General features: G+C 56.7%; 23 protein-coding genes. 10 read left to right on the top strand and 13 right to left on the bottom strand.

The window, feature by feature from the left end:
- Positions 1-32: 32 nt before the first annotated feature.
- Complete coding sequence (locus ACAM27_RS10190; protein WP_369611904.1) at positions 33-440, top strand: hypothetical protein; 408 nt, start codon at positions 33-35, stop codon at positions 438-440.
- A gap of 38 nt (positions 441-478) precedes the next feature.
- On the opposite strand, the gene ACAM27_RS10185 is transcribed toward ACAM27_RS10190, so the two are convergent.
- The gene (locus tag ACAM27_RS10185; protein WP_022992530.1) at positions 479-640 is read right to left on the bottom strand and encodes a CCGSCS motif protein; all 162 of its coding nucleotides are present in this window, start codon (positions 638-640) and stop codon (positions 479-481) included.
- A 223-nt stretch (positions 641-863) separates the two neighbouring features.
- Positions 864-2,014, bottom strand: a protein-coding gene (locus ACAM27_RS10180) for an IS3 family transposase (RefSeq protein ID WP_374730284.1) whose coding sequence is annotated in 2 segments (ribosomal slippage) — positions 864-1,777 and positions 1,777-2,014 — 1,152 coding nt in all. Because the reading frame shifts where the segments join, the coding sequence is not laid out codon by codon here.
- 117 nt (positions 2,015-2,131) lie between these two features.
- Here ACAM27_RS10180 and ACAM27_RS10175 point away from each other — a divergent pair.
- The 3 genes from ACAM27_RS10175 (at position 2,132) to ACAM27_RS10165 (ending at position 3,718) form a co-directional block, all read left to right on the top strand.
- On the top strand, positions 2,132-2,821 hold the full coding sequence (locus ACAM27_RS10175) for an aspartate/glutamate racemase family protein (RefSeq protein ID WP_369611903.1): 690 nt from the start codon (positions 2,132-2,134) through the stop codon (positions 2,819-2,821).
- A 72-nt stretch (positions 2,822-2,893) separates the two neighbouring features.
- Entirely contained in the window at positions 2,894-3,226 is a 333-nt protein-coding gene (locus tag ACAM27_RS10170; RefSeq protein ID WP_041656235.1) for an SMR family transporter, read from the top strand.
- 6 nt (positions 3,227-3,232) lie between these two features.
- Positions 3,233-3,718 carry a GNAT family N-acetyltransferase gene (locus tag ACAM27_RS10165; protein WP_014421789.1) on the top strand — a complete coding sequence of 162 codons (486 nt, stop codon included), beginning with the start codon at positions 3,233-3,235 and terminating at the stop codon, positions 3,716-3,718.
- Positions 3,719-3,725: 7 nt separating this feature from the next.
- Here the strand turns inward: ACAM27_RS10165 and ACAM27_RS10160 are convergent, their stop codons facing one another.
- A complete protein-coding gene (locus ACAM27_RS10160) occupies positions 3,726-5,768 on the bottom strand; it encodes a dehydrogenase (protein WP_369611902.1) in 2,043 nt (680 codons plus the stop codon).
- A gap of 150 nt (positions 5,769-5,918) precedes the next feature.
- Between ACAM27_RS10160 and ACAM27_RS10155 the strand changes: the two genes are divergently transcribed.
- Entirely contained in the window at positions 5,919-6,938 is a 1,020-nt protein-coding gene (locus ACAM27_RS10155) for a class I fructose-bisphosphate aldolase (RefSeq protein WP_369611901.1), read from the top strand.
- Here the strand turns inward: ACAM27_RS10155 and ACAM27_RS10150 are convergent.
- From ACAM27_RS10150 to ACAM27_RS10120, 7 genes are all read right to left on the bottom strand, one after another.
- Entirely contained in the window at positions 6,935-7,912 is a 978-nt protein-coding gene (locus ACAM27_RS10150) for a tRNA dihydrouridine synthase (RefSeq protein ID WP_369611900.1), read from the bottom strand. The two genes, ACAM27_RS10155 and ACAM27_RS10150, sit on opposite strands and share 4 nt — an antisense overlap.
- Before the next feature lie 135 nt (positions 7,913-8,047).
- Entirely contained in the window at positions 8,048-10,219 is a 2,172-nt protein-coding gene (katG, locus tag ACAM27_RS10145) for a catalase/peroxidase HPI (RefSeq protein ID WP_369611899.1), read from the bottom strand.
- A 349-nt stretch (positions 10,220-10,568) separates the two neighbouring features.
- Positions 10,569-10,787 carry a DUF2835 domain-containing protein gene (locus ACAM27_RS10140; protein WP_014421794.1) on the bottom strand — a complete coding sequence of 73 codons (219 nt, stop codon included), beginning with the start codon at positions 10,785-10,787 and terminating at the stop codon, positions 10,569-10,571.
- A gap of 13 nt (positions 10,788-10,800) precedes the next feature.
- Positions 10,801-12,693: a molecular chaperone HtpG gene (gene htpG / locus ACAM27_RS10135; protein WP_369611898.1), complete on the bottom strand. Its 1,893-nt coding sequence runs from the start codon at positions 12,691-12,693 to the stop codon at positions 10,801-10,803.
- 101 nt (positions 12,694-12,794) lie between these two features.
- A complete protein-coding gene (locus ACAM27_RS10130) occupies positions 12,795-13,229 on the bottom strand; it encodes a PaaI family thioesterase (protein ID WP_369611897.1) in 435 nt (144 codons plus the stop codon).
- Entirely contained in the window at positions 13,226-13,696 is a 471-nt protein-coding gene (locus tag ACAM27_RS10125) for a PaaI family thioesterase (RefSeq protein WP_369611896.1), read from the bottom strand. Before ACAM27_RS10125 ends, ACAM27_RS10130 begins: the two co-directional genes overlap by 4 nt.
- An 18-nt stretch (positions 13,697-13,714) precedes the next feature.
- Positions 13,715-14,455 (bottom strand): DUF599 domain-containing protein, encoded by a 741-nt coding sequence (locus ACAM27_RS10120; protein WP_014421798.1) that lies wholly within the window; start codon positions 14,453-14,455, stop codon positions 13,715-13,717.
- A 167-nt stretch (positions 14,456-14,622) separates the two neighbouring features.
- Here ACAM27_RS10120 and ACAM27_RS10115 point away from each other — a divergent pair, with 167 nt between their 5' ends.
- The 4 genes from ACAM27_RS10115 to ACAM27_RS10100 all read left to right on the top strand — a co-directional run bounded on the left by ACAM27_RS10115 (position 14,623) and on the right by ACAM27_RS10100 (position 18,734).
- Positions 14,623-15,897, top strand: a complete 1,275-nt coding sequence (locus tag ACAM27_RS10115) for a M48 family metalloprotease (RefSeq protein WP_041654787.1) — start codon at positions 14,623-14,625, stop codon at positions 15,895-15,897.
- 159 nt (positions 15,898-16,056) lie between these two features.
- Positions 16,057-16,602, top strand: coding sequence for a hypothetical protein (locus tag ACAM27_RS10110; RefSeq protein ID WP_014421800.1), 546 nt, complete (start codon positions 16,057-16,059; stop codon positions 16,600-16,602).
- Positions 16,602-17,789 (top strand): iron-containing alcohol dehydrogenase, encoded by a 1,188-nt coding sequence (locus tag ACAM27_RS10105; protein ID WP_199451798.1) that lies wholly within the window; start codon positions 16,602-16,604, stop codon positions 17,787-17,789. The genes ACAM27_RS10110 and ACAM27_RS10105 overlap by 1 nt, the downstream gene beginning before the upstream one ends.
- A gap of 174 nt (positions 17,790-17,963) precedes the next feature.
- Positions 17,964-18,734 carry an ABC transporter substrate-binding protein gene (locus tag ACAM27_RS10100; RefSeq protein WP_011784557.1) on the top strand — a complete coding sequence of 257 codons (771 nt, stop codon included), beginning with the start codon at positions 17,964-17,966 and terminating at the stop codon, positions 18,732-18,734.
- Between the two features lie 7 nt (positions 18,735-18,741).
- On the opposite strand, the gene ACAM27_RS10095 is transcribed toward ACAM27_RS10100, so the two are convergent.
- A complete protein-coding gene (locus tag ACAM27_RS10095; RefSeq protein WP_369611895.1) occupies positions 18,742-21,228 on the bottom strand; it encodes an ABC transporter permease in 2,487 nt (828 codons plus the stop codon).
- Entirely contained in the window at positions 21,228-21,947 is a 720-nt protein-coding gene (locus tag ACAM27_RS10090) for an ABC transporter ATP-binding protein (RefSeq protein ID WP_369612875.1), read from the bottom strand. The genes ACAM27_RS10095 and ACAM27_RS10090 overlap by 1 nt, the downstream gene beginning before the upstream one ends.
- A 61-nt stretch (positions 21,948-22,008) precedes the next feature.
- Here ACAM27_RS10090 and ACAM27_RS10085 point away from each other — a divergent pair, with 61 nt between their 5' ends.
- Complete coding sequence (locus tag ACAM27_RS10085) at positions 22,009-22,650, top strand: arylesterase (RefSeq protein ID WP_369611894.1); 642 nt, start codon at positions 22,009-22,011, stop codon at positions 22,648-22,650.
- A gap of 4 nt (positions 22,651-22,654) precedes the next feature.
- Here ACAM27_RS10085 and ACAM27_RS10080 read toward each other — a convergent pair whose 3' ends face one another.
- Complete coding sequence (locus ACAM27_RS10080) at positions 22,655-23,620, bottom strand: YheT family hydrolase (RefSeq protein ID WP_369611893.1); 966 nt, start codon at positions 23,618-23,620, stop codon at positions 22,655-22,657.
- Position 23,621: the final 1 nt, after the last annotated feature.

Genomic DNA, 23,621 nt, shown 5'->3' with positions numbered 1-23,621 from the left:
AGCCCATTTTGAACTGGTTCCACGAGACGCTCATGGTTAAATCGATCGCTTTGGCGGCGCTTCTTGCCCTGCTTCTGGCTCTGATTGTTTTTCAGTACGCCATAACCTCGGTGCCCAGTCTGCCCCCCCCCATCACCGTGAGTGATGCCCGGCAAGTAGATGACAACAACTCCTTACTGGTGTCGCTCACCGGAAGCGATGGACAACGTTTTACTCTGGGGCTGCGGGGCGATATTGAAGGGAAACCAGAGGAAACCGCGCTGTTTTTCATCAGCCGCCCGAATCTTGTGCCCTACGTGTACTGGCCTGGATTCCGCAGTAATGACGAAAAGCGGGTTCTGAATTTGCTGGCTTCTTGGGAAAAAAACCGAAAGGCGCCTTCTGAAGAGTCAGAACACGCGGCGTATCAGATTTATTCAGTATTAAAGGATCGAAACTAACCCCGGGCTTCAGCCCGGGGTTAACTTCAAGCTCCGGTTTACGAACAGGACCCGCAGCAGGTACCGCCCTCGCCGTGCCCACCCTTTTTTGGCTCGTCGTTCTGCGTCTCCGCAATACCACTTGCCTCGACGTGTTCAACGCCATTGCTTTCAGTTTCTGCGTCTTCTTTCTTGAAAATATTCACGAATGACAGGGCCATCTGGATACCTCGGTTTGCTACTGGATTTAACATTCATTTTTTATGAATGTTATTGGGTGGACATCTATTTGGTCAAGCGATTTACACCTCAGGTAACGTCAAATTTGATTCCGGTGCCGGAGCCTCTATACAGCGTTATGTGTAAAACAATACCATCGGGGTTTCCCCTAGACTCAGGGAACTCGACGGAAGCCGCACGGATTCCTGGCAAGCCCCCGATATCCTAGACACCTGATAGCTTTGTGAAATACCGCTTTTCGAAGTCCACGGGGGATAGCCCACCGTTATTTCCGTGCCGGCGAACCGGGTTATAAAACATCTCAATGTAATCGAAGATATCCTGCCGGGCTGTTTCCCGATCCTTGTATATTTTCCGTTTCACTCGTTCACTCTTGAGCAATGAGAAGAAGCTTTCGGCAACCGCATTGTCGTGACAGTTTCCGCGACGGCTCATGCTGGGTTTCAATCGGTGGTCCTTCAGGAAGTCTCTCCATTCACGGCTGGTGTACTGCGAGCCTTGGTCTGAGTGAATCAGAACCTCCTGTTTCGGTCTCCGCCTCCAGGAAGCCATCAGCAAGGCGTCCATAACCAGGTCCGTCGACATCCGTGGCTTCATGGACCAGCCCACAATTTGCCGAGAGAACAAGTCCAGAACGGTGGCGAGATACAAGAAGCCCTCGTGAGTTCGAATGTAGGTAATATCAGTCACCCATCGCTCGTTCGGCTTCTGAGCCTCAAAATCGCGATCCAGATGATTGGGCGCGACATGAGCAGGTTCTCCGCCGTAATAGCCTTTGTGGCGCTTGTAGCCGCGCTGAGCACGGATACCTTCCGTCTTCATCAATCGGTACACCCGATTTTTGCTGCACCTCTCACCGAGGTCCTTGAGATCCAGGGTGATATTTCGGTAGCCGTACACGCCACCACTTTCGAGCCAGGCCTGCTTGATCAATCCCACCAAGCGACGGTTGGCCTTAGTGCGAGAGCTTTCCGGTTCATGCAGCCAGGCATAAAAACCGCTGAAGTGGACTCCCAGCACTCGGCACATCACACGGACTTGAAATTCACTCTTGTGAGCCCTGATGAAGCGATACTTTACTTGGACTCTTTGGCAAAGAACGCTGCGGCCTTTTTTAGTATGTCACGCTCCTCACTGACCCGGCGCAACTCCGCTCTCAGTTTGCGCAGCTCATCCTGCTGCTCACTGATCTGTTGATGTTGACTGCCCGCATCACCGTAAAGCTTGATCCATTTGTGCAGACTGGCCGAGGTAATCCCTAGCCTCCGACACACATCGGTCACTTTGTAGCCCCGCTCAGTGACCTGTTTGACCGCCTCGATTTTAAATTCTTCGGAGTAACGCTTTCCGCTCATTGCCAACACCTGTAGATTTGCGTTTAGTGTAACGCTATCAGGCGTCTACTGTATCGGGGGCTTGCCATCCAGGCAGGCTTGCCTGGTTCAATTATTTCAAAGGAAGAAGCCACTACTATGAAAACCATAGGTCTCATCGGTGGAATGAGCTGGGAATCCAGCCAAACCTACTATCAGTTGATCAACCAGAGAGTGCGAGACGAGCTGGGCGGGCTGCACTCAGCGCGACTGGTTCTCTACAGTGTGGATTTTGCCGAGATCGAAGCCCTGCAACATCAGGGGGACTGGGCGGCGACCGGGGAAATTCTTGGTGCGGTCGGAAAGGCGTTGGCCGCGGCAGGGGCCGATTTCATTGTGTTGTGCACGAACACCATGCACAAAGTGGCAGATAGTATTGAGAAGGCTTCTGGCCTGCCCATGCTTCACATCGCCGATGCGACAGCTGATGCGCTTCATCGCGATGGGATCGATTGTGTCGGCCTTCTCGGCACAAAATTCACCATGGAACAGGCGTTCTACAAGGAGCGTCTGGAGAACCGTGGCATCCGGGTTTTAGTGCCGGGTGACGCGCAGAGGGAATTCGTGCATACCGTCATTTATGACGAGCTATGCCGTGGTATTATCCGCCAGCCTTCAAAACAGGGCTATCTGCAGGTGCTGGACTCACTGGCCGCACGGGGAGCGCAAAGCGTAATACTGGGTTGTACCGAAATTGGCTTATTGGTGCAGCAGGCTGATACTGCCATTTCGCTTTACGACACCACCCGCATCCACGCGGAGCAAGCCGTGGCGCACGCGTTAGCGTGACCAGCAAAGCCGTTTCAGCCACCACAGTTTATTTAGCTCCTCATTCACTTGGTGATGGTTTTAACACGTTCTATGAAAAGCTGGCTGCTTCTTGGTCTGGCCATTGTGGCCGAAGTGATTGCTACCTCGGCACTGAAATCCAGCGAAGGATTTACCCGGTTGTTGCCGAGCATTGTAGTGGTAATCGGTTACAGTGTGGCCTTCTATTTTCTGGCACTGGCTATCAAGGTGATCCCTGTGGGGATAGCCTATGCCGTCTGGGCCGGGCTGGGCATTGTATTAATTTCGCTCATTGGTTGGTTACTGCTCGGGCAAAAGCTGGATTTTCCTGCGGTTGTCGGTATGCTGCTGATTGTAGCCGGCGTTTTGGTTATCAACCTGCTTTCCAACACAGGTGCACACTGAACCGACATGAGTACCGTAACTTCGATCACTATTCGTAAATACCGGATTCAGGATCTGAGCCCGGTGGTTCGCCTGTTCACCGATTCCGTGCACGAGCTCACGGCAGGTGCCTACGACGAAACCCAGCGTTATGCCTGGGCTTCACGGACGCCACATCTGGATACCTGGCGCGAACGGCTGGAGTCTCTGGAAACCCTGGTGGCAGAAGAAGGCTCGGATCTCGCCGGTTTCATTTCCTATGAAAAAGACGGCCACATCGACCTCGTGTTTACTGCCCCGAATTATGCTCGTCGCGGTATTGCTTCTGCCCTTTATCACGAGGCAGAGCAGCAGCTCAAAGAGCTGGGCGTAACAGAACTCAAGACCGAGGCCAGCGTGGTCGCTCGGCCCTTCTTCGAGCGCCACGGTTTTGAGGTGGTGGATGAACAGCGTGTCACGGTCCGTGGCGCCCAGTTTCTGCGTTATCTGATGCGCAAAAAACTCGACGCCTGACCTGGATTCAAGCGGGCTCTTCGGCCAGAGTCCGCACCCGCTCAAAGTCCTCCTCGGTAAACACACCATTCACGCCAGATATGGCGGCCAGCTCCATGCCGTGCTTGAGCCCGAGCTTGTAGATCTCCCGCACCTTCTCCCATTCAATATTTCGGCCGAGAGTGAAGTTCTCGAATCTTGCTTCCAGCGCCAGCACAATCGTCTCCGCCAGACAGGCGTAAGCGATGCCCCGGGGCAAGCCGATGTCCTTCATGCGCACGTCTCCCGGTAGCTGGATTTCCCCGGATTCGATTACCAGCACATCCGGCCGCTTCGCCACATCTTCCGCCGGGATATCCAATGGCCGCGCCACATCGGTGATCACGCAGCCGGGTTTCACCTGCATGATGTCCAGAATGCGTTTACCGGCCCCGGACGTAGCGGTGACCACCATATCCATTTCTGAAAGATCTCGATCCGTGGTGGCAGAGACGTGAACGATGGCCCCAGGAGTTTCCAGTTCGATACTTTCCTTCAGCGCCAGCAACTTGGCTGCCTCCGGGGCCACCATGTAGATTTCATCCACGGCTTTTGCCAGCAGGCGCGCGCACACGGAACCAATGGCGCCTGTGGCCCCGACCACCATCGCCTTACCCGCCATTTTGCCGCTCTTGCCAATACTCCGGCCGACTTTTTTGGCTGCGTCGTGGGCGGCCCAGAGCGCGCCGGAGGCACTGTAGCTGTTACCCGTGGTGATTGGTAACGGTGCTCGTTTGGCCACGGTAATGCCGGCGTCACCCACCACTTTGGTGAAGGCACCCAGTCCCATAATCTGGGCCCCAAGTTTCTTGGCCAGTTTTGCCGCCGCCAACAACCGGCTGTAAGTAAACTCCGGGCCGTGGGCCATGATTTCCCTGGGGGTGCCACCTACGGTGATCAACCAACCCTCGGCTTCGTCTCCGGTGGGGGATTTGATGCCGCTCACCTTGGAATAAATGAAAGGCGGGGTGTAAGCCACGGCCTTTTCCACCAGGTTCATCACGGTGGGCGGAGAAACATTGGCAATCCAGTCCAGCGGCGGAGTTTTGGTCAGATACTGCTGAGACAACGGATGAATCACGAAGGCAAAGCGGTTTACCCGCCGATAGCCGTTGGGGTACAGAATCCGCGGCTCAATTCCCAGGGTTTGAATAACGTCCAGGAAGTCATCTGCGCCCAGCTGCTCCGGCGTGCGGGACAATGCCGCACTAATCATCGCCTCCATCACATTCACGCCCACGGGCCGACCTTCCAGCCAGGGACTGTAGTCCACTACCATGGCGACTTTCCGGGAACGGAACCAGTCCAGGGCAGACTCCGTGACCCGGGACGTGATCACGGTTTTACCGTCCAGCTCCTTTTCCGAGAAAGCTTCCAGATCTCCCATGGCACCTACAATCACATGGGAATCCTTCACCGACTCATGTAAAGAGCCGCGAATGAGCTTTTCACCCATGCGGTAAATTGGTGTTTTGTGCAGAGCTTCAATGAGCTTGACCGCCGCAGGACGAAAAGTCACCGGAGCGGTCAGCGATGTATAGGTTTCGAGTTGGCGCAGGGAAGTCAGCAGTCTCGGTACACCGAAATCCAGATAGGGGTCGGCAAAAAACAGGTTATCGGTGTGTTCAGACAACGCCTTGGCAATTCGGTAGCCAGCCTGGCCATTCAGAAACAGTACCCGGGCGTTGTCAAAAAAGTGCCCCAGCTCAGTCTGCGTATGGCGTACCGCCCATTCCTGCAAGATACCCCGGAGGCCTGCACCGGTCGTCACCGGTTTGTCCGGAATACAGGCCTCAAGGCGAGCCGTATCGGGATGTTCCAGCTGTTCACGGCCCACCTGGTAGTGATCATGAATCATGCTCAGGCCAATGGCATCGGCCTCCCCGCGAACCGAATCCAGCACGGCTTCGGCACGTTCCAGGTTGCCATCCGTGCCCACCCGAATAATCCGGAACGGCTGTTCCAGGAACGTGGTTTCCAGTTCGTAATCGTATTCCGATGATCCCTGGCTGACACTAACGACCGTTTTCATGGCGGGCATCCTTGTTGTTTTGTTATGCAATCAGTTTAGAAGATGGTGCGCTCGGCTGCTTTAGCTCAGATCAAATAGCGGGCACAAAATAACCGGCTAAACTCATGCTGTATCGAATCCTCAAACCCCAGTCCGATTCAGGGAGACTCCATGACCATTCAGGAAGAACTTAACGCCACCATTGCCGATCTCGTGCAACCGGGCAAAGGCATTCTGGCCGCAGATGAAAGCTCCCCGACCATTGCCAAACGCTTCAAAGCCGTAGGCGTTGAATCCACGGAAGCCACGCGGCGCGAATACCGCAGCATTATTTTCTCCACGCCCGGACTTGGCGAGCACATCAGTGGCGTGATTCTTTTCGAAGAGACCCTGGAACAGCTGAGCCTGGAAGACATTGCTATCCCCAAGCTCCTTGCCAGCCAGGGCATCGTGCCCGGCATCAAGGTCGATCAGGGCAAAGGCCCGCTGGTGAATGCCCCGGGGGACGAGATTACCTACGGACTGGATGGCCTGGCAGCCCGGCTTGAACACTACAAGGCCATGGGTGCCCGCTTCGCCAAGTGGCGGGATGTGTTCCATATCTCGGACACTCTGCCCTCGTTCCAGGCCATCAAGTCCAACGCCGAGGTGCTGGCCCGCTACGCCGCCGTGTGCCAGTCGATGGGTATTGTGCCGATTGTTGAGCCGGAGGTACTGATTGACGGAAATCACACTATCGAGCGGGCTGCAGAGGTGAGCGAAGACGTATTGCTGGAAGTGTTCAAGGCCCTGCACCGGCACCGGGTGAACCTGGAATGCATGGTACTGAAGCCCAGCATGGTGACACCGGGCAAGGAATCCGGCAAAGCCACACCTGAACAGGTTGCCGAAGCAACACTGAGCGTCTTCCGGCGAGTGGTGCCGGCGGCCGTCCCCGGGATATTTTTTCTCTCCGGAGGCCAGACACCTGAAGAATCCACCGAGAACCTCAATGCTCTGAACAGCATGGGCTACCATCCCTGGGAGCTGAGTTTCTCCTATGGCCGGGCTCTCCAGGAACCTGCCCAGAAAGCCTGGGCCGGAAAGCTGGAGAATGCCGGGTCGGCACAGGCGGCCATGAAAAAACGGGCCAGACTCAATGGCCTGGCCCGTTCCGGTGATTATCTAGGCTCAATGGAAGCTGATAATTAGGCTGCGCTGGTGTGGCGCTGCGGAAGGTCTAATGGCTGATCCAGGCAGGCCAGCATGGGCGCAACTTCCCGGATTTTACGAGCCTGGGGCCAAAGGGCCTCGGCTTCGGCAAAGCCCTGGCGCAGGTAATTGAGCCATTGCTTGATCCGGCCGGTCACATATTTGTCTTCCAGGCGGGTTTGCAGGGCGGCCGCGTATTCCCGCACCAGCACGACAGCCTCTGCCCAGCTCATGGGGTCCCGTGTTTCACCGCTCTGGGAGGCCTTGATCTGGGCCGCCAGGTCTGGCCTGGCGATCAGGCCACGGCCGATCATTACATCGTCGCAGCCGGAGACTTTCCGGCAGCGCCAGTAGTCTTCCACGGTCCAGATTTCGCCATTGGCAATCACATGGCTGTTCACGGCTTCGCGTACCCTGGCGATTTCTTCCCAGTAGGCGGGCGGCTTGTAGCCATCTACCTTGCTGCGGGCATGAATAACAATTTCGGAGGCGCCCGCCGCTTCCAACGCCTGGCCACAGGCCACGCCCATGGAGCGGTCGTCATAGCCCAGTCGCATCTTGGCGGTTACCGGAATATCCGCAGGCACGGCTTTACGAACGGCCGCGGTGATTTCATACATCAGCTCCGGCTCCCGCATCAGCACACAACCACCTTTGTGCTTGTTCACGGTTTTGGCGGGGCAGCCGAAATTGATGTCCACCTGCCCTGCTCCCAGCTCGGCTGCCTTGGCACCATGGCGGCCCATCATGTCGGCATTGGAACCCAGCAGTTGAACGGCTACGGGTGTGCCCACTTCGGTCAGCGCATTGTTATGCAGTTCCGGAGCGTACTTGTAGAAAATCCGGGGCGGCAACATGCCGTGGGTCACGCGAATGAATTCCGTCACGCACCGGTCAATCCCGCCGACCTTGGTCAGGGTTTCACGAATGGGTGCGTCGACCAGCCCTTCCATCGGGGCAAGGATGATTCGCATGAAGGCTCCAGAAACTGAGAGAAGTGAATCAGAATACGGCTGATCAAAAATCAGGCGGAGCGGATTGTAAGGAATTCGGGGGGAAATAGGTAGCCGGGCATCCCGAAACAGGACGCCCGGCTAATCACTGCAGGTTTACTTCTTCACGTCGAAGCGGTCGTTGTTCATCACCTTGGTCCAGGCGGCAACGAAGTCGTTCACGAACTTCTCCTGATTGTCGTCCTGAGCGTACACCTCGGCGTATGAACGCAGGATGGAGTTAGAGCCAAACACCAGGTCTACACGGGAAGCCGTCCACTTGGTGCTACCACTCTTGCGATCCACGATGTCGTAGACATTGCCGCCCTTCGGCACCCAACGGTACGCCATGTCGGTCAGGTTCACGAAGAAGTCGTTGGTGAGCTGGCCTTCGCGATCGGTGAACACACCGTGCTTGGTGCCACCATGGTTGGTACCCAGTACGCGCATACCACCGACCAGTACCGTCATTTCCGGTGCGGTCAGGCCCATCAGCTGCGCCCGATCCAGCAGCATTTCTTCCGGTTTGACCACGTATTCCTTCTTCTGCCAGTTACGGAAGCCATCCGCCAGCGGCTCCAGCGGCTCAAAAGATTCCGCATCCGTCATCTCATCGGTGGCATCGCCACGACCTTTCAGGAATGGCACGTGTACCGGATAACCTGCCGCTCTGGCAGCCTTTTCGATACCCAGATTACCGCCAAGCACAATGACATCGGCAATGCTGGCACCGGTATCAGCGGAGATCTTTTCGTAAACCTTCAGCACCTTGGCCAGACGCTGGGGCTCGTTGCCTTCCCAGTCTTTCTGGGGGGCCAGGCGAATACGGGCACCATTGGCACCACCGCGCATGTCAGAGCCACGGAAAGTACGGGCGCTGTCCCAGGCCGTTGTGATCAGCTCGTTAAGGGTCAGGCCGGCTTCGTCAATCTTCTCTTTAACCACTTCCTCGATATAGTTGGTCTCTCCCTGGGGAATAGGATCCTGCCAGATCAGATCTTCGGCCGGCACATCCGGGCCGATGTAACGGGACTTCGGCCCCATATCCCGGTGGGTCAGCTTGAACCAGGCGCGGGCGAAGCAGTCCTTGAAGTACTCCGGGTCCTTCATGAACTTTTCACAGATCGGCCGGAAAGTCGGGTGCATCTTCATGGCCATATCCGCATCGGTCATGATCGGATTGTGGCGTTTGGAAGGATCCGTGGCGTCTACCGGCTTGTGCTCTTCCTTGATATCAATCGGTTCCCACTGATTGGCACCGGCCGGGCTCTTTCTCAGCTCCCACTCATAGCCAAACAGCAACTCGAAATAACCCATGTCAAACTGGGTTGGGTTCGTGGTCCAGGCACCTTCAATGCCCGACGTGATGGCGTTAGCCGCTTTTCCACCCATATTCGGGTTGTGCCAGCCAAGGCCCTGCTCGTGCACGTCGGCACCTTCAGGCTCGGGGCCAAGTGCCTCGGCGTCACCATTACCGTGGGTTTTACCAACGGTGTGCCCGCCTGCCGTCAGGGCGGCGGTTTCTTCCGCATTCATCGCCATACGGGCGAACGTTTCCAGCACCTGGTCGCCGGATTTGATCGGATCGGATACGCCGTTAACGCCCTCGGGGTTTACGTAAATCAGACCCATCTGTACCGCTGCCAGCGGGTTTTCCATGGTGTCTGGCTTCTCTACGTTCTCATAACGTTCGTCGGACGGTGCCAGCCACTCTTTCTCTGCACCCCAGTAGATATCTTTCTCCGGATGCCAGATGTCTGCCCGGCCGTACGAGAAACCGAAAGTCTTGAAGCCCATGGATTCATAGGCAATGTTGCCAGCCAGGATAAACAGATCGGCCCAGCTCACCTTGTTTCCATACTTCTTCTTCAAGGGCCAAAGAAGTCTGCGGGCCTTGTCGAGGTTGCCGTTATCAGGCCAGGAATTCAGAGGAGCGAAGCGCTGGTTACCGGTACCACCGCCGCCACGACCATCGGCCAGTCGGTAGGTACCCGCTGCGTGCCAGGCAAGCCGGATCATCAAACCACCGTAATGCCCCCAGTCTGCCGGCCACCAATCCTGGCTGTTGGTCATCAAATCGTGCATGTCCTTTTCGAGGGCTTCGTAGTCGAGCTTTTTGACCTCTTCGCGATAATCGAAGTCTTCCCCCATGGGGTTGGTCTTGTGGTCGTGCTGGTGCAGGATGTCCAGGTTCAGGGCCTCGGGCCACCAATTGGTATTGTCCTGAGCGTGGGCGGTACTGCCGCCGTGCATAACCGGGCACTTACCACCAGAATTGGTCTCACTCATCGTACTCTCCTGCTTCTGCGTCATTGGCAAAAAGGCGATTCTTATTCAAGAGCAACTATCAATATAGATCATCCACGGTTGGCTGCTTGAATGTTTCCTACCGCCAGAATAGTTAAGGGCTATCGTTTTTCCCGCTGCACTGGGAACCTGTAACTCACTGGGCAATCGCATAATTCCCGCAGTAATCGGCCAGAATTCCCAGGAAGTCACGCCACGCAACCGGTGTGAGATAGGACAACGCTGACATTGGGTAACTCCTGCGTTAACGAGAACACCATTACCTTACCGCCGACGCTATTAAGAGGAACAATTAATTAAAAATAAATTTGCGAGAGTTTTTGTTTATCGATTAAAGGCGCTCGATAGAGGTGAACTTTCCGGCATCGTCAAACAGGATGCGAAAGCTGCCGCGTACGCCGTCATTGAGGAAGAAACGGGAGAGAATACGGGCCGGGAACCGGACAGAACGTCCGTCCCGGGCCCTGGTGTGAACATCGGTGGCCACGCCCTGATAGAGCTTGATCCACTCATCAGGGCTGATACTGATGTCCACAATGATCTGCTGCATTGGCGCGTCTGTCTCAGTTGGCCAGTTCAAGCAACAGTCGGTTCAGGCGGCTAACATAGGCGCCAGGGTCTTTCAGCTGTTCACCACTGGCCAGGGTGGCCTGGTCGAACAGAACGGCAGACAGCTCCCTGAAGCGCTCTTCGCCCTGCTCGGCTTCGAGTCGCTGAACCAGCGGATGATCCACGTTGATTTCAAAGATCGGCTTGCTCTCCGGCACTTTCTGGCCGGCGGCTTCCATGATCTTCTTCATCTGGGCGCCCATATCGAACTGCCCCACCACCAGGCATGCCGGTGAATCGGTCAGGCGATTGGTTACCCGTACTTCCTGCACCTGGTCTTCCAGAGCGGTCTTGATGCGCTCCAGCAGGTCCTTGTGCTCTTTTGCAGCTTCTTCCTGGTGCTTCTTGTCTTCCTCGGTTTCCACTTCACCCAGGTCGAGATCACCACGGGCCACGTCCTGGAACTGCTTGCCGTCGTATTCGTTCAGGTAGCCCATCATCCACTCGTCGATGCGATCGGAGAGGATAAGCACTTCGATGCCTTTCTTGCGGAATACTTCCAGGTGCGGACTACTCTTGGCCGCAGCAAAATTGTCACCGGTGATGTAGTAGATCTTGTTCTGGCCTTCCTTCATCCGGCTGATGTAATCATCCAGAGACACGTTCTGGGTGGCTTCACCGGTATGGGTAGTGGCAAAACGCAGCAGGCCGGCAATCTTTTCGCGATTGCTGAAGTCTTCTGCCGGGCCTTCTTTCAGCACAGTGCCGAACTCATCCCAGAAGCCCTGGTACTCATCGCTGTCTTTCTTGGCCAGCTTGGACAGCATGTCCAGCACCCGCTTGGTCATGGCGGTGCGGATGCTCTCCACGGTGCTGTCGTTCTGCAGGATTTCCCGCGATACGTTCAGGGACAGATCGTTGGAATCGATCACGCCCTTGGCGAACCGCAGGTACAGCGGCAGGAACTGCTCGGCGTCGTCCATGATGAACACGCGCTGCACGTACAGTTTCAGGCCACGGGGCGCTTCCCGGTTGTACAGGTCGAACGGCGCGCGCTTGGGGATGTACAGCAGGCTGGTGTAGTCCAGCTTGCCTTCTACCTTATTGTGGGACCAGGTCAGCGGGTCTTCAAAATCGTGGGCGATGTGTTTGTAGAACTCCTTGTACTCTTCGTCTTTGATCTCAGTACGAGGCAATGTCCACAGGGCGGTGGCATCGTTTACCGTCTCTTCTTCGCCCTTCTTGTCCTCTTCTTCCGATTCGGACTTCATTACCACCGGGAATGAGATGTGGTCAGAGTACTTCTTCACCAGGCTGCGCAGCTTCCAGCCATCGGCAAACTCTTTATCCTCGGATTTCAGGTGCAGCACGATTTCGGTACCACGCTGCTCACGAGTCGCCGGCTCGATGGTGAACTCGCCATCGCCCTTGGATTCCCAGTGCACGCCGTTGTCGGCAGGCTCGCCCGCCTTGCGGGTGAATACTTCCACTTTGTCCGCCACGATGAACGCGGAGTAGAAACCAACACCGAACTGACCGATCAGCTTGCTGTCTTTTTTCTCGTCGCCAGACAGTTGCTTGAGGAACTCGGCGGTGCCGGACTTGGCGATGGTGCCCAGGTTGGCGATCACATCGTCACGGGTCATACCGATCCCGTTGTCGGCGATGGTGATGGTGCCGGCATCTTTATCGTAATCCAGGCGAATCTTGAGATCCGAATCGCCTTCAAACAGCTTGTCGTCTTTCAGGGCAGCGAAGCGCAGTTTGTCTTCGGCGTCTGAGGCGTTAGAGATAAGCTCACGAAGGAAGATCTCTTTGTTCGAGTACAGAGAGTGGATCATCAGGTGAAGCAGTTGCTTCACTTCAGTCTGGAATCCCAGGGTCTCTTTGTTGGCTTCTACCGTCATGGCTGGTTTGGTCTCCTGCTGTGTCACAAATAAAGAAACAGTTTTATGAGCAAGAGAGTGGGGGTTGGCCGGAGTATTTCAACCCCGGCGAGCACCCAAAATCAGTCTTCGAGCAGGAAGTGAGCGCGGGCGGTAGCGATGGGCTGGGAGCGAGACTTCTGCCAGGCGGAGATCATCACATTGGCCACGCGGTTACCCTGGCGGGTAAGCCGGCACTCGGCGTACGTTTCCCGGTTCAGGCCGGCCCGAAGATAGTCGAGGGAGAAATCGACAATTCGGGGCATGCGGAAGGTGTCCTGGGACATAATCAGATAAATAGCCGCAGACATTTCCATAAAACCACCAATCACACCGCCATGAATGGCAGGCAGGATCGGATTGCCCAGGTTCTCTTCCTTTGCGGGCAGGCGGAAGATCAGGTCATCACCAAATCGGTCGCACTGCAGGCCAATCCAGCTGGCGTACGGGATACTCTCCGTCATGCGCGAGAAGTCGCCGGTTTCCTGGGTGTAGCGCAGAATTTCCGGGTCGGTCATTCCTCACCTCCGGTGATCAGGTCGCGATAGGATTTCGGCGTGGCTTCTTTGCCAATGCGCATGAAGGTGCCCACGCAATTGGCGATGGTTTCACCCTCCTCCTGATAGGCCTCGCAGCGCGTAAAGATGATGTTACGGGTGATCTTGTAGGTCTCTGCCCTCGCGTACACCGGCTTCCGGGGCTCCGCCGGGCGCATGTAATCCACTCTGAGATCCAGGGTCGGACACAGCTCAAATTCGTCCAGACCACAGATCATTACCGAGCCGGAGGCGGTGTCCATCAGGGTCGTGATAGCGCCACCATGGATAACTCCAGTGTCCGGGTTGCCAATAATCCTGTCGCTGTAAGGCAGCTCCATAACCAGATAGCCTTCACCCGCCTCCGTTGCGTTCAGACCCAGTTCCCTTGCCTGGTTGAGCGTACTGATAAACCGGTTAACCCGGTTTATTCGGGTTTCATCATTCATTCAGGACTGTCCTGCAGATCAGTTCTTGGATTTTACGTCCGCATCGGCACGGGCGGGTATGGCTTCTTCGAAGACCTTGCCGTCGCGCAGGGCGGATAATGCATCTGAGTGGAATTCCCGGCGGTAGAGTACGTACACCACCAGGGTTGAGGCAGCCATAAAGGCCACCGGATGAATGAACCAGGCCACCACAGCCAGGGCATAGTAGTAAGAACGCAAGCCAAGGTTAAACGCGTCGCCGGCCAGGTTACAGATGTTGCCGGCGCTGCGGGCAAAGGCCTCTCGCGCTGCCGGACTGGTCTTGCTGTCGTCTGGTAGCGGCGCACTGCCAATCATGACGGCCACGAAATTGTACATTCTCATGGACCAGGTGAACTTGAAAAACGCGTAAATAAAGACCACCAGCAACACCACCAATCGCAATTCCCAGATTTCACGACTGGGCACAGCGGAAAATGGCATGGTGGCAAAAATTTCCATAGCCTCGCTGGTGTAGCCGAGGGCGGTGATAATACCGGCGAGAATCAGCAGACAGCTGGACGCAAAAAACGCTCCGTTGCGTTCCAGGTTACCGACAACCGAGGCGTCTGAAATACGGTTTTCACGCTTGAGCATGACCCGCATCCAGTCTTCGCGGTATAAATCCAGGGTGTTCGACAGACACGAGCGAGAGTTGGCGCGATTGCGCGAATACCAGGTGTACCCTCCCCAGCAGACAAAAAACCAGATCAGTGCCAGAAATTCCAGATAGTAGCTCATTGGGTGGTTAAAAAGCCTGGATTGGGGAGATAAATAGGGCGAAAACTTCCGTTATGATACGCCAAGGGGAGCGCGCCGACCACTGTCTGTCGGGCGGTGCCGACGTCGGAAACCGGTCTGTGCTATAAACTTACCCCAACGTTAAGGAGACATAAGTGAGACCCGGAATGTTGACCAGATATATCGCGATAGCGGCAATCGCCCTCACACTGACAGGGCTGGGTGGGTGTTCTGTGAACCCGGTAACCGGAGAGAAGCAGCTGTCTCTGATTTCAGAGAACCAGGAGCTGGCACTGGGAGCGGAACAGTACACACCCACACAACAGACCCAGGGCGGCCGCTTCTACATCGACCCGGAACTTTCCATTTATGTGCGTGATGTGGGCCAGAAGCTGGCGCGCGTGAGTGACCGGCCAGACCTTCCTTATGAATTTGTCGTGCTCAATAACAGCGTGCCCAATGCCTGGGCCCTGCCCGGCGGCAAGATCGCCATCAACCGCGGCCTGCTGGTGGAGCTGGAGGATGAAGCCCAGTTGGCATCGGTGCTGGGCCACGAGATTGTTCATGCAGCAGCCCGCCACAGCGTGCAGCGGATGCAGCAGGGCATGTTGATCAGCGCCGGGGTGGCCGGACTGGGCTTCGCCCTTTCCGATAATGAATGGGCCGGGTTGATCATGGGTGGTGCAGCTCTGGGTGCACAGCTGGCGCTGGCCCAGTACAGCCAGGGAGACGAACTGGAATCCGATGCCTACGGTATCCGATACATGAAAGAAGCCGGCTATGATCCACAAGCCGCCGTAGAGCTCCAACAGCTGTTTCTGAAGCTATCGGAAGGCCGTCAGAGCGGATGGCTGGATGGCCTGTTCGCCACTCACCCTCCCTCTGCCAAGCGGGTTCAGGAAAACCAGGAGCTGGTTCAGAAGATCGGTGCCGGCGGTTATCGCGGCCGGGACGTTTACCAGCGCCGTATCGCCAAGCTCAAGGAACTTCAGCCAGCCTACGATGCTCACGATGAAGCCATGAAGCTGGCCTCAGAAGGCAAGTATGAAGCGGCTCTCGATCAGGTAAACAAGGCCATCAAGCTGGAACCGCGAGAAGCCATGTTCTTTGCGCTGCGCGGCCGAATCTATCGGGGCATGGAACAACCGGAGAAGGCCAAAGCCGATTTCGACAAGGCCGTGTCACTCTATCCGGAGATGTTCCAGTATCAGCTGTACAGCGGTTTGAACGAACTGGAGCTGAACAACCTTGGCAAGGCAAAAAGCCATCTGGAGAAAGCCAATCAGGTGGTACCCACTTCCATTGCCTATCTCCGACTAGGTGATATCGCGCGGCAACAGGGCCAACGCAGGGAGGCAGCAGCCTATTACTCCACCGCCGCTGAGGCCGGTGGTGATGTGGGGGCTGAAGCTCAGCGCAAGCTGGCCGAACTCAACGAATAGCTGTTTGCAGTGTCAAAAAAAGCCGGGCGCCAATACGCCCGGTTTTTTTATGGTTGTCACATTTGCTGACCTGACACAAAAACCGCGTCAACGATTGCATTGACTTCTAGAGCAATAACTCTAAAAATCAGATTAACCAACAACAATCGGATGGCGACCATGATCGTAAAACGACTTCAGCCAATGATGTCCCACGCACGACGCAGCTATGTTGAGCTGATGTTCCAGGTGATGGGGCGCGCACTGCAGGCAATCAGCGAGGTGGATGAAGCCACCCGAAACGAAACCTGCGAACTGCCGGAGGGCTTCCTGTTCGAGATGCAGGTTATGCCCAACGGGCCAAAACTCATCGTTGAGCACACCGGCAACGGTAAATTGCTCTTCCACGGGGATGAGGCTCCACGCCCCGTTGACCTCTCGATCCAGTTCAAGCATATCGCCCATGCCTTCCTGGTACTGTCGTTTCAGGAGAAGACCTCCGTTGCCTTTGCCAACGACCGCATGCTGGTGGATGGGGATGTGAGTTACGCGGTGCGGATGACCCGGGTTCTCAACCGACTGGAATCATTCATCCTGCCCCGACTAATTGCCGAAAGGGCGGTCAAAGAATATCCGGCAACCATCAAACTGCCTGAAAAACTCATCAGTGCCGCCCGCATTTATCTGAAAGTCGCCACCCAATTCGTCGAGACAGTGAGAGCATAATGACCAACAAATACTACGAGTTCTTCTGCCCGGTAAAAGTGATTGCCGGTAAAGCCGCGCTGGAACACATTCCCTATGAACTGACTGGCCTGGCAGCCAAACGGCCTATGATTGTCACGGATAAAGGGGTGCGCGCGGCCGGCTTGCTCGATCCGGTAATTGCCGCCTGCGAAGAAAGCGGGCTGGAGATTGTATCCATTTACGATGATGTGCCACCGGATTCCTCCACGTCGGTGGTGAAAGACATTGCCAGCGTTTACCGCAAGGAAAAATGCGACTCGATCATTGCGGTGGGCGGCGGCTCCGCCATTGATACCGGCAAGGCGGTCAATATTCTGGTATCCGAAGGCGGCGATAATATCGCCAAATACAGTGGCGCCGGTGTTCTCAAGCACCCGCTCAAGCCGTTCTTTGTTGTGCCCACCACGGCGGGTACCGGTTCCGAGGTAACCTCGGTGGCGGTCATCACCGATGAGAAAAAAGGCGTAAAACTTCCGTTTACCTCATCATTCCTGCTGCCTAACGCCGCCATCATCGACCCGCGTATGACCCTGACCCTGCCGCCCCACATTACGGCGGCCACCGCTATGGACGCGCTCACCCATGCTACGGAAGCGTTCACCTGCATGGCCAAAAACCCCCTGAGCGACGCGTACGCCACGGCAGCAGTCAAGAAGGTGAGCCAATCCCTGCTTTCAGTCATGGATAATCCGAAAGACAGTGATGGCCGACTGGAACTGGCTCAGGCGTCAACCATGGCGGGCATTGCCTTTTCCAACTCCATGGTGGGCCTGGTCCACTCTCTGGGACATGCTACCGGAGCCATCTGCCACCTGCCCCACGGACTGTGCATGAGCCTGTACCTGCCCTATGTGCTTGAGTTCAACCTTGAGAGCATTCGGGAGCCTTTGGGCGAGTTGCTGCTGTACCTGGAAGGTCCGGACGTCTACTCCGCCACCCCTGCGAGCCGACGTGCCGAGGCCAGTATTTCAGCCATTCGAAAACTGCGGGATGCCCTCTACAAGCGCTGCGAACTGCCCCGGACGTTGAAAGAAACCGGCAAAGTACTGGAGAATCAGCTGGAAAGCATTGCCAAGCTGGCCCTGGACGACGGCTCGATCATGTTCAACCCCCGGGAAGTGAGCCACGAAGATGCCATGGCGGTGCTTCGTCGCGCCTGGGCCTGATACCTCGGAGGCATATCTCTCCCCGGCCCTCTCTGGCCGGGGTTAGCCTAAAGTCAGATTCACAATGATTGAAATAAAATAGTAAGAAGGTAATATTTAGCGGGCATTCTGGCAGGGAGTTGGCCGGGTATCGATCTAACCAGCGTATGGGCCTGTCCTATCCAGAGTTCCGCCATGAAGAAACTCCTTTTCAAGCTCTCCTTTACCGCGATCCTGTTGAGCCTGCTAACCACTTTCAGTGGCAATGCCGCTGCCGAAGTGGACAATCAGGAGCGGGTGTTCCGCTTCAACATCTCTCCTAACGGGTACCCACCTTATCTGATCGTTGATGGCAGCAAGCCCTCCGGTATTATGTGGGACGTTGTAAACCTGATTGTCCCCCGCCTGGGCTACGACGTGGAACCGGTAAAAATCCCCAGAAAACGGGTAGACCCTATGCTTGCCGACGGCTACATTGACGGCACGCCAAGGGCCATAGAGTGGACGGAAGAGCCGGAGAAGTTCCTGTTTACCGACCCGGTCGTTCACGTGGAGGAAGTATTCTTCTTCCCGAAGAGCTCTGAGCTTGAATACAAACACCCCGCAGACCTCTACGGCAAGACGATTGTCACGCCACTGGGATACTACTATCCCTTTCTCGAGCCCTATTTCAAAGATCATCGCATTAAGCGATTTGACGTCTCCAGAGATCGGGAGATTTTCACCTTTGTGCTGCATGGCGAGCAGTTTCACGCAGCGCTTGCCGATCGGTTGGTCGGGCAATGGATTCTCAGGAACGAAGGACTGACCGAGCACTTTCGCTCTTCTGTGGAAGGAATCAGCCAGTTCGGCTTCCGGATCATGCTGCGTAAAGACTGGAAAGCGTTTGCCGAGGCCTTCAACCAGGAGCTGGCAAATATCCAGGAGAATGGCGAACTCGACGCCATTCTCTCAAACTATCGCTAAAACCCGATCACTCGAGGCGACGAAGCAGTAGCATCGGCGATACGCTAAGCACTGGTCGTAATTGCCAGCGGCCAAACAGCGCCAACAGAATGGCTGCAATCAGTGGTACTGGCAGCACCACCTGCCAGTGCCAGCGGAAAGTGCCCTCGAACATTCCGGCCTGGAGCGCATATACCGCCCCTTCCGCCGCAATCACACCGAGCGTACCGGCAAAGAACCCCAACAGTGCGAATTCCAGCATAGTACTGCGTGCCAACAACGACTGCTGGCCGCCCAGGGTTCGCAGCAACGCTCCTTCCCTCTGACGATCCCGCAGGGTGGCACTGACAACCGCTGCCATCACCACAAGAGCGGCCGCGAGAATCAGCGCCAGGATTGCCTCAATGGCCTGAGTTACCTGCTGCACAATCTGCTGGATGCGATCAATGATATGGTCTATCTCCAGCACCGAGACCGTCGGGAACTGGCGCGAGAAGTCGTTCAGAGCCAGTTTATTGTCCGGGTTCAGATAGAACGCGGTAATCCAGGTGGCGGGCATGTCAGTCAGACCGCCGTCGGGCGGGAAGGCCATGTAGAAATTGGGTTTCATGCTGTCCCACTGCACAGTACGAATACTCGTTACCGGCTCGGTCACCTTGCTGGAGCCGATGGTGAAGGTCAGCCGATCACCTAGCTGCAAACCGAGTTTCTCCGCCAGCTCAGCTTCTACCGAAACCCCCTCGGTTTCGCCCGGCCCGAACCACTGGCCATCCACAATCCGGTTGTCTTCCGGCAGCTCCGGCATCCAGGTCAGATTCAGCTCCCGGTTCAGCGCACCAACCCGCTCATCCTTGCTGACCGCTTCTTTCACCGGCTCGCCGTTGAGTTCGGTCAGGCGACCGCGAACCATCGGATAAAGCGTCTCCAGGGGCGCGCCGTGAGTGGCCCAGAATTCCTCAACATCATCCACCGCATCAGGGGCAATGTTGATCAGGAAATGGTTTGGCGCGTCGTCCGGCAGTTGGGCCTGCCAGTCGTCCAGCAGCGAGGAACGCACCAACACCAGCGTAGCCGCCAGCATCAGGGTCATGGCAAAGACCGCCATCTGCGCCATACTGGCACGACGGTGCCGATATAAGCCCACCAGGGCCAGGCGCCAGGAGTTGCCGCCACCCTTCACTCTGCGCAATAGGGCGACCATGCCCCACCCCAGCAGACCGAGCACACCCAGCAGCAGTACCAGCCCACCCAACAGTGCGACCACCAGCATCAGCTCGCCGGCGTACATCCATACCAACCCGAACACGGCGACCACCGCCAGCAGGATATCCGGAATGGCTTCCCGGCCAGTCTCTCCGGGCTGGGAACGTAATACCCGCATGGCGGGAACGTTGCGCAGACGGCGAATGGGCGGATAGGCAAACGCAAACAGGGAAACCAGTGCCGTCAGCAAGGCGGGCGTTAATGCCGCCGGATCCAGATAAAAATCCACCGGCCGTTCCAGCACGTCACTGAGCAAGCGCACCAGCAGCCAGAACAACGGCAACGCCACCGCCAGACCGCCCAACACACCGACGACACCCCACAGAGTGAGGCGCCGCAGGTAGAGCTCACCAATGCCCCGGGTGGATAATCCAAGGGTTTTCAGCAATGCCACCGTGTCCCTCTGAGACAGAGCGTATTGCCGGCTGGCTACGGCAACGGCTACCGCCGCCAGCAACACCGCAAGACTGCCGCCCAGCAGCAGAAAGCGTTCGGCCCGCTCCAGGGAGCGCGAGAAGGTTTCACCGTCTCTGACCCCTTCCCACTCGTGACTGGGCTCCAGCTGTGGTTCCAGCCACTGGTAGTAGTCATCAAGCACACCTTCGTCACCGGCAAACAGGTAGACGTATTCCACCCGGCTACCTTCCTGGACCACACCGGTGGCGGCAACATCATCCACATGCATCATCACCCGTGGCGCCAATGATGAGAGCCGGAAGCCCCCATCCGGCTCGCGGATCAGCAAGCGAGTAATTTCCAGCTTCAGATTGCCGACTTCCAGAGTATCGCCGATGTCCAGTTCGAGCAGACGCAGCAACCGTGGATTCACCCACACCTGGCCGGGGCCGGGGCCCTGACTGACAATCTGTCTCGGCTCTTCAGCACCGGGCTGGATCTCGATTTCGCCGCGCAACGGATATTCGTCACTCACCGCCTTGACCGAGACCAGCTGAAATCCGCTTTGTCCGAAGACCATGGTGGAGAACTCCACCATGCGCCCGGTTTCCAGGCCTCGGGACTGGGCATTCTCTAACCATTCCTGTGGGATCGGACGGCCGTTCTCGGCTTCCAGTTGCCGGTCTGCCGCCAGAAAAGAACTGGCAGACGATACCAGGGTTCGCTGCAGCTGACTGGCGAACAGCGCAATCGTGGCCACGGTGGCAACAGCAATAATCAGCGCAACCAGCACCACACGAACGTCGCGTTCGCGCCAGTCACGGCTCACAGACATGAGTTTTTTTGAGGCTCCCATCAGTGTGCCGGCTCCCCGGCCAGATCCGGCTCAGTCAGCATGCCCGCCTCGATGTGCAGCTGCCGGCCGCAACGTTCGGCAAGGTGTTCATCATGGGTAACCATCACCAGTGTGGTGCCCTGCTCCCGGTTCAGATCCATCAGCAGGTCAGACACCGCCTGCCCGGTCCGGTTATCCAGATTGCCCGTCGGCTCATCGGCAAACAGAATGGCGGGGTCGGATGCAAAGGCACGCGCAATCGCGACCCGCTGCTGCTCGCCACCGGACAACTGACGAGGGGTATGGTTCAGCCGTTCCCCCAAACCTACCCGATCAAGCAATTCTCTGGCCCGCTGCTCCGGTGCCTCCGTGCCGCCCAGTTCCAGCGGCAGCATCACATTTTCCAGCGCGGTCAACGCCGGCAGCAACTGGAACGACTGGAACACAAACCCGACCCGACGGGCCCGGAGCTTGGCACGCTCATCTTCACTCAGCTTGCTGATGACCGCACCATCCAGTTCAACGGTGCCTTCCGTGGGTGTATCCAGGCCCGCAAGCAAGCCAAGCAAAGTCGTTTTGCCGGAACCGGAGCGACCAACGATGGCTACGGACTCTCCCCGATTGATTTCCAGACTGACCCCCTGCAAGATCGTGAGCGTATCGGTTTCCAGGCTGACCCGATGGGTCAGATCAGACACCCGCAACATCGGGCTGCTATCGGTTTTACTGAGATCCGTCATCTGGTTCACGGTTGCTCCGTTGTCTGTATTGTTGAATCTGTAAAGGGTATATGAATTTACTATGCATACGATATCGCTGTACGTCAGATCAATCGTACTCTCGGCTCTGCTCTTGCTCACCTTGCCTGCGCTGGCCAGCCAGAACACAGTGCTGGTGGTGGGTGACAGCCTGAGTGCCGCCTATGGCGTACCCTCGGAAACCGCGTGGGTAGAGCTGCTGCGGGATCGCATCGAGAGCCAGGATCTGGACTGGACCGTGGTGAATGCCAGCATCAGCGGTGAAACCACCGACGGTGGCCTGCGGCGCCTGCCAGGCCTGCTGGAAGCCCACGACCCAACCATTGTCGTCATTGAGCTGGGCGGCAATGATGGTTTGCGAGGCTTCCCTCCCAACGTAATCGAATCCAACCTGGCGAACATGATCGAACAGGTGCGTGATACCGGCGCCACCCCTTTGCTGGTGGGCATGCAGATCCCGCCTAACTACGGCCAGCGCTACACCACCATGTTCGCCGATATCTTTCCGACCCTGTCAGACCGCTACAATACGGTTCTGGTTCCCTTCTTCCTGGACGGTATCTACGATCAGGACGAGTTGATGCAGGGTGATGGCATTCACCCGACGGAAAAAGCGCAACCCCAGCTGCTGGATAACATCTGGCCGAAGCTGGAACCGCTGCTGAACAACCAGGCCAGCAGCTAGCCATTCAGATCACCTGGCGTACGAATCCCAGGGCCCGGCGCTCAGACCAGTAGTAGCCATCCCGGGCATGCTGGACAAACCCCACATGCCCGCCCCACTTCGGAATTTCCATCTGGACGTAATGCCCCAGTATTTGGCGATTGTCTGGAAAACAGCGGGCCGAGAGGAACGGGTCGTCCGCCGCATTCACCACCAGTGTCGGCACCCGGATATCGCTCAGCCGGAACAAGGCCGAACACCGAGCCCAATAATCTGCCGCATCCTGGAACCCATGCAGCGGTGCCGTGTAACGATTATCGAATTCGTGAAAACTCCGGATATTTTCAAAACCGCTAACGTCTATCAGATCAGGGAACTTTTCAGCTTTTTCCCGCATTTTTACCTGTAGATCGGTTAAAAATCGCTGCATGTAGATACGCCGGCTGGGCAGTGCGAGCACGTCCGCGCTGCCCGCCAGGTCCAGAGGCACGGAGTAGGTCACCGCACCGCTGATCCGGCTGTCCACACGCTCGCCCTGCTCGCCCAGGTAAAGTAGCGTGAGGTTGCCGCCCATACTGAAACCGGAAAGGAACAGGTTCTGATACCGCCGCCCCAGCGCATGACTGACGACGGCATGCAGATCCGAAGTGGCGCCACTGTGGTAGAAGCGCGGCTGATGGTTCATCACCCCGCCGCAAGACCGAAAGTTCCATGCCAGCACGTCCCAGCCATCAGCCATCAACGCCCTGGCCAGGCCAAGCACGTATGGCCTACGGCTGTGGCCTTCCAGCCCGTGGGATATCACCGCCAGCCGGTCACTTCCCTGGCGATACCAGTCCAGATACAGTTCATCGTCATCATCGGTGGCGAGTATGTCGGTTTCCGGTTCCGGCAAGGTCACTTTCCGGAACAGGGTCGGCCACACAGACTGGACATGGCCGTTACGCAACCACACCGGCGGACGATAGGGTTCAAGCTTAGCCTTGTGCAAA

Source organism: Marinobacter sp. RI1, assembly GCF_041155085.1.
In the GTDB taxonomy this organism is placed as follows: Bacteria; Pseudomonadota; Gammaproteobacteria; order Pseudomonadales; family Oleiphilaceae; genus Marinobacter; species Marinobacter nauticus.
This window is presented reverse-complemented; position numbering and strand designations above follow the sequence as displayed.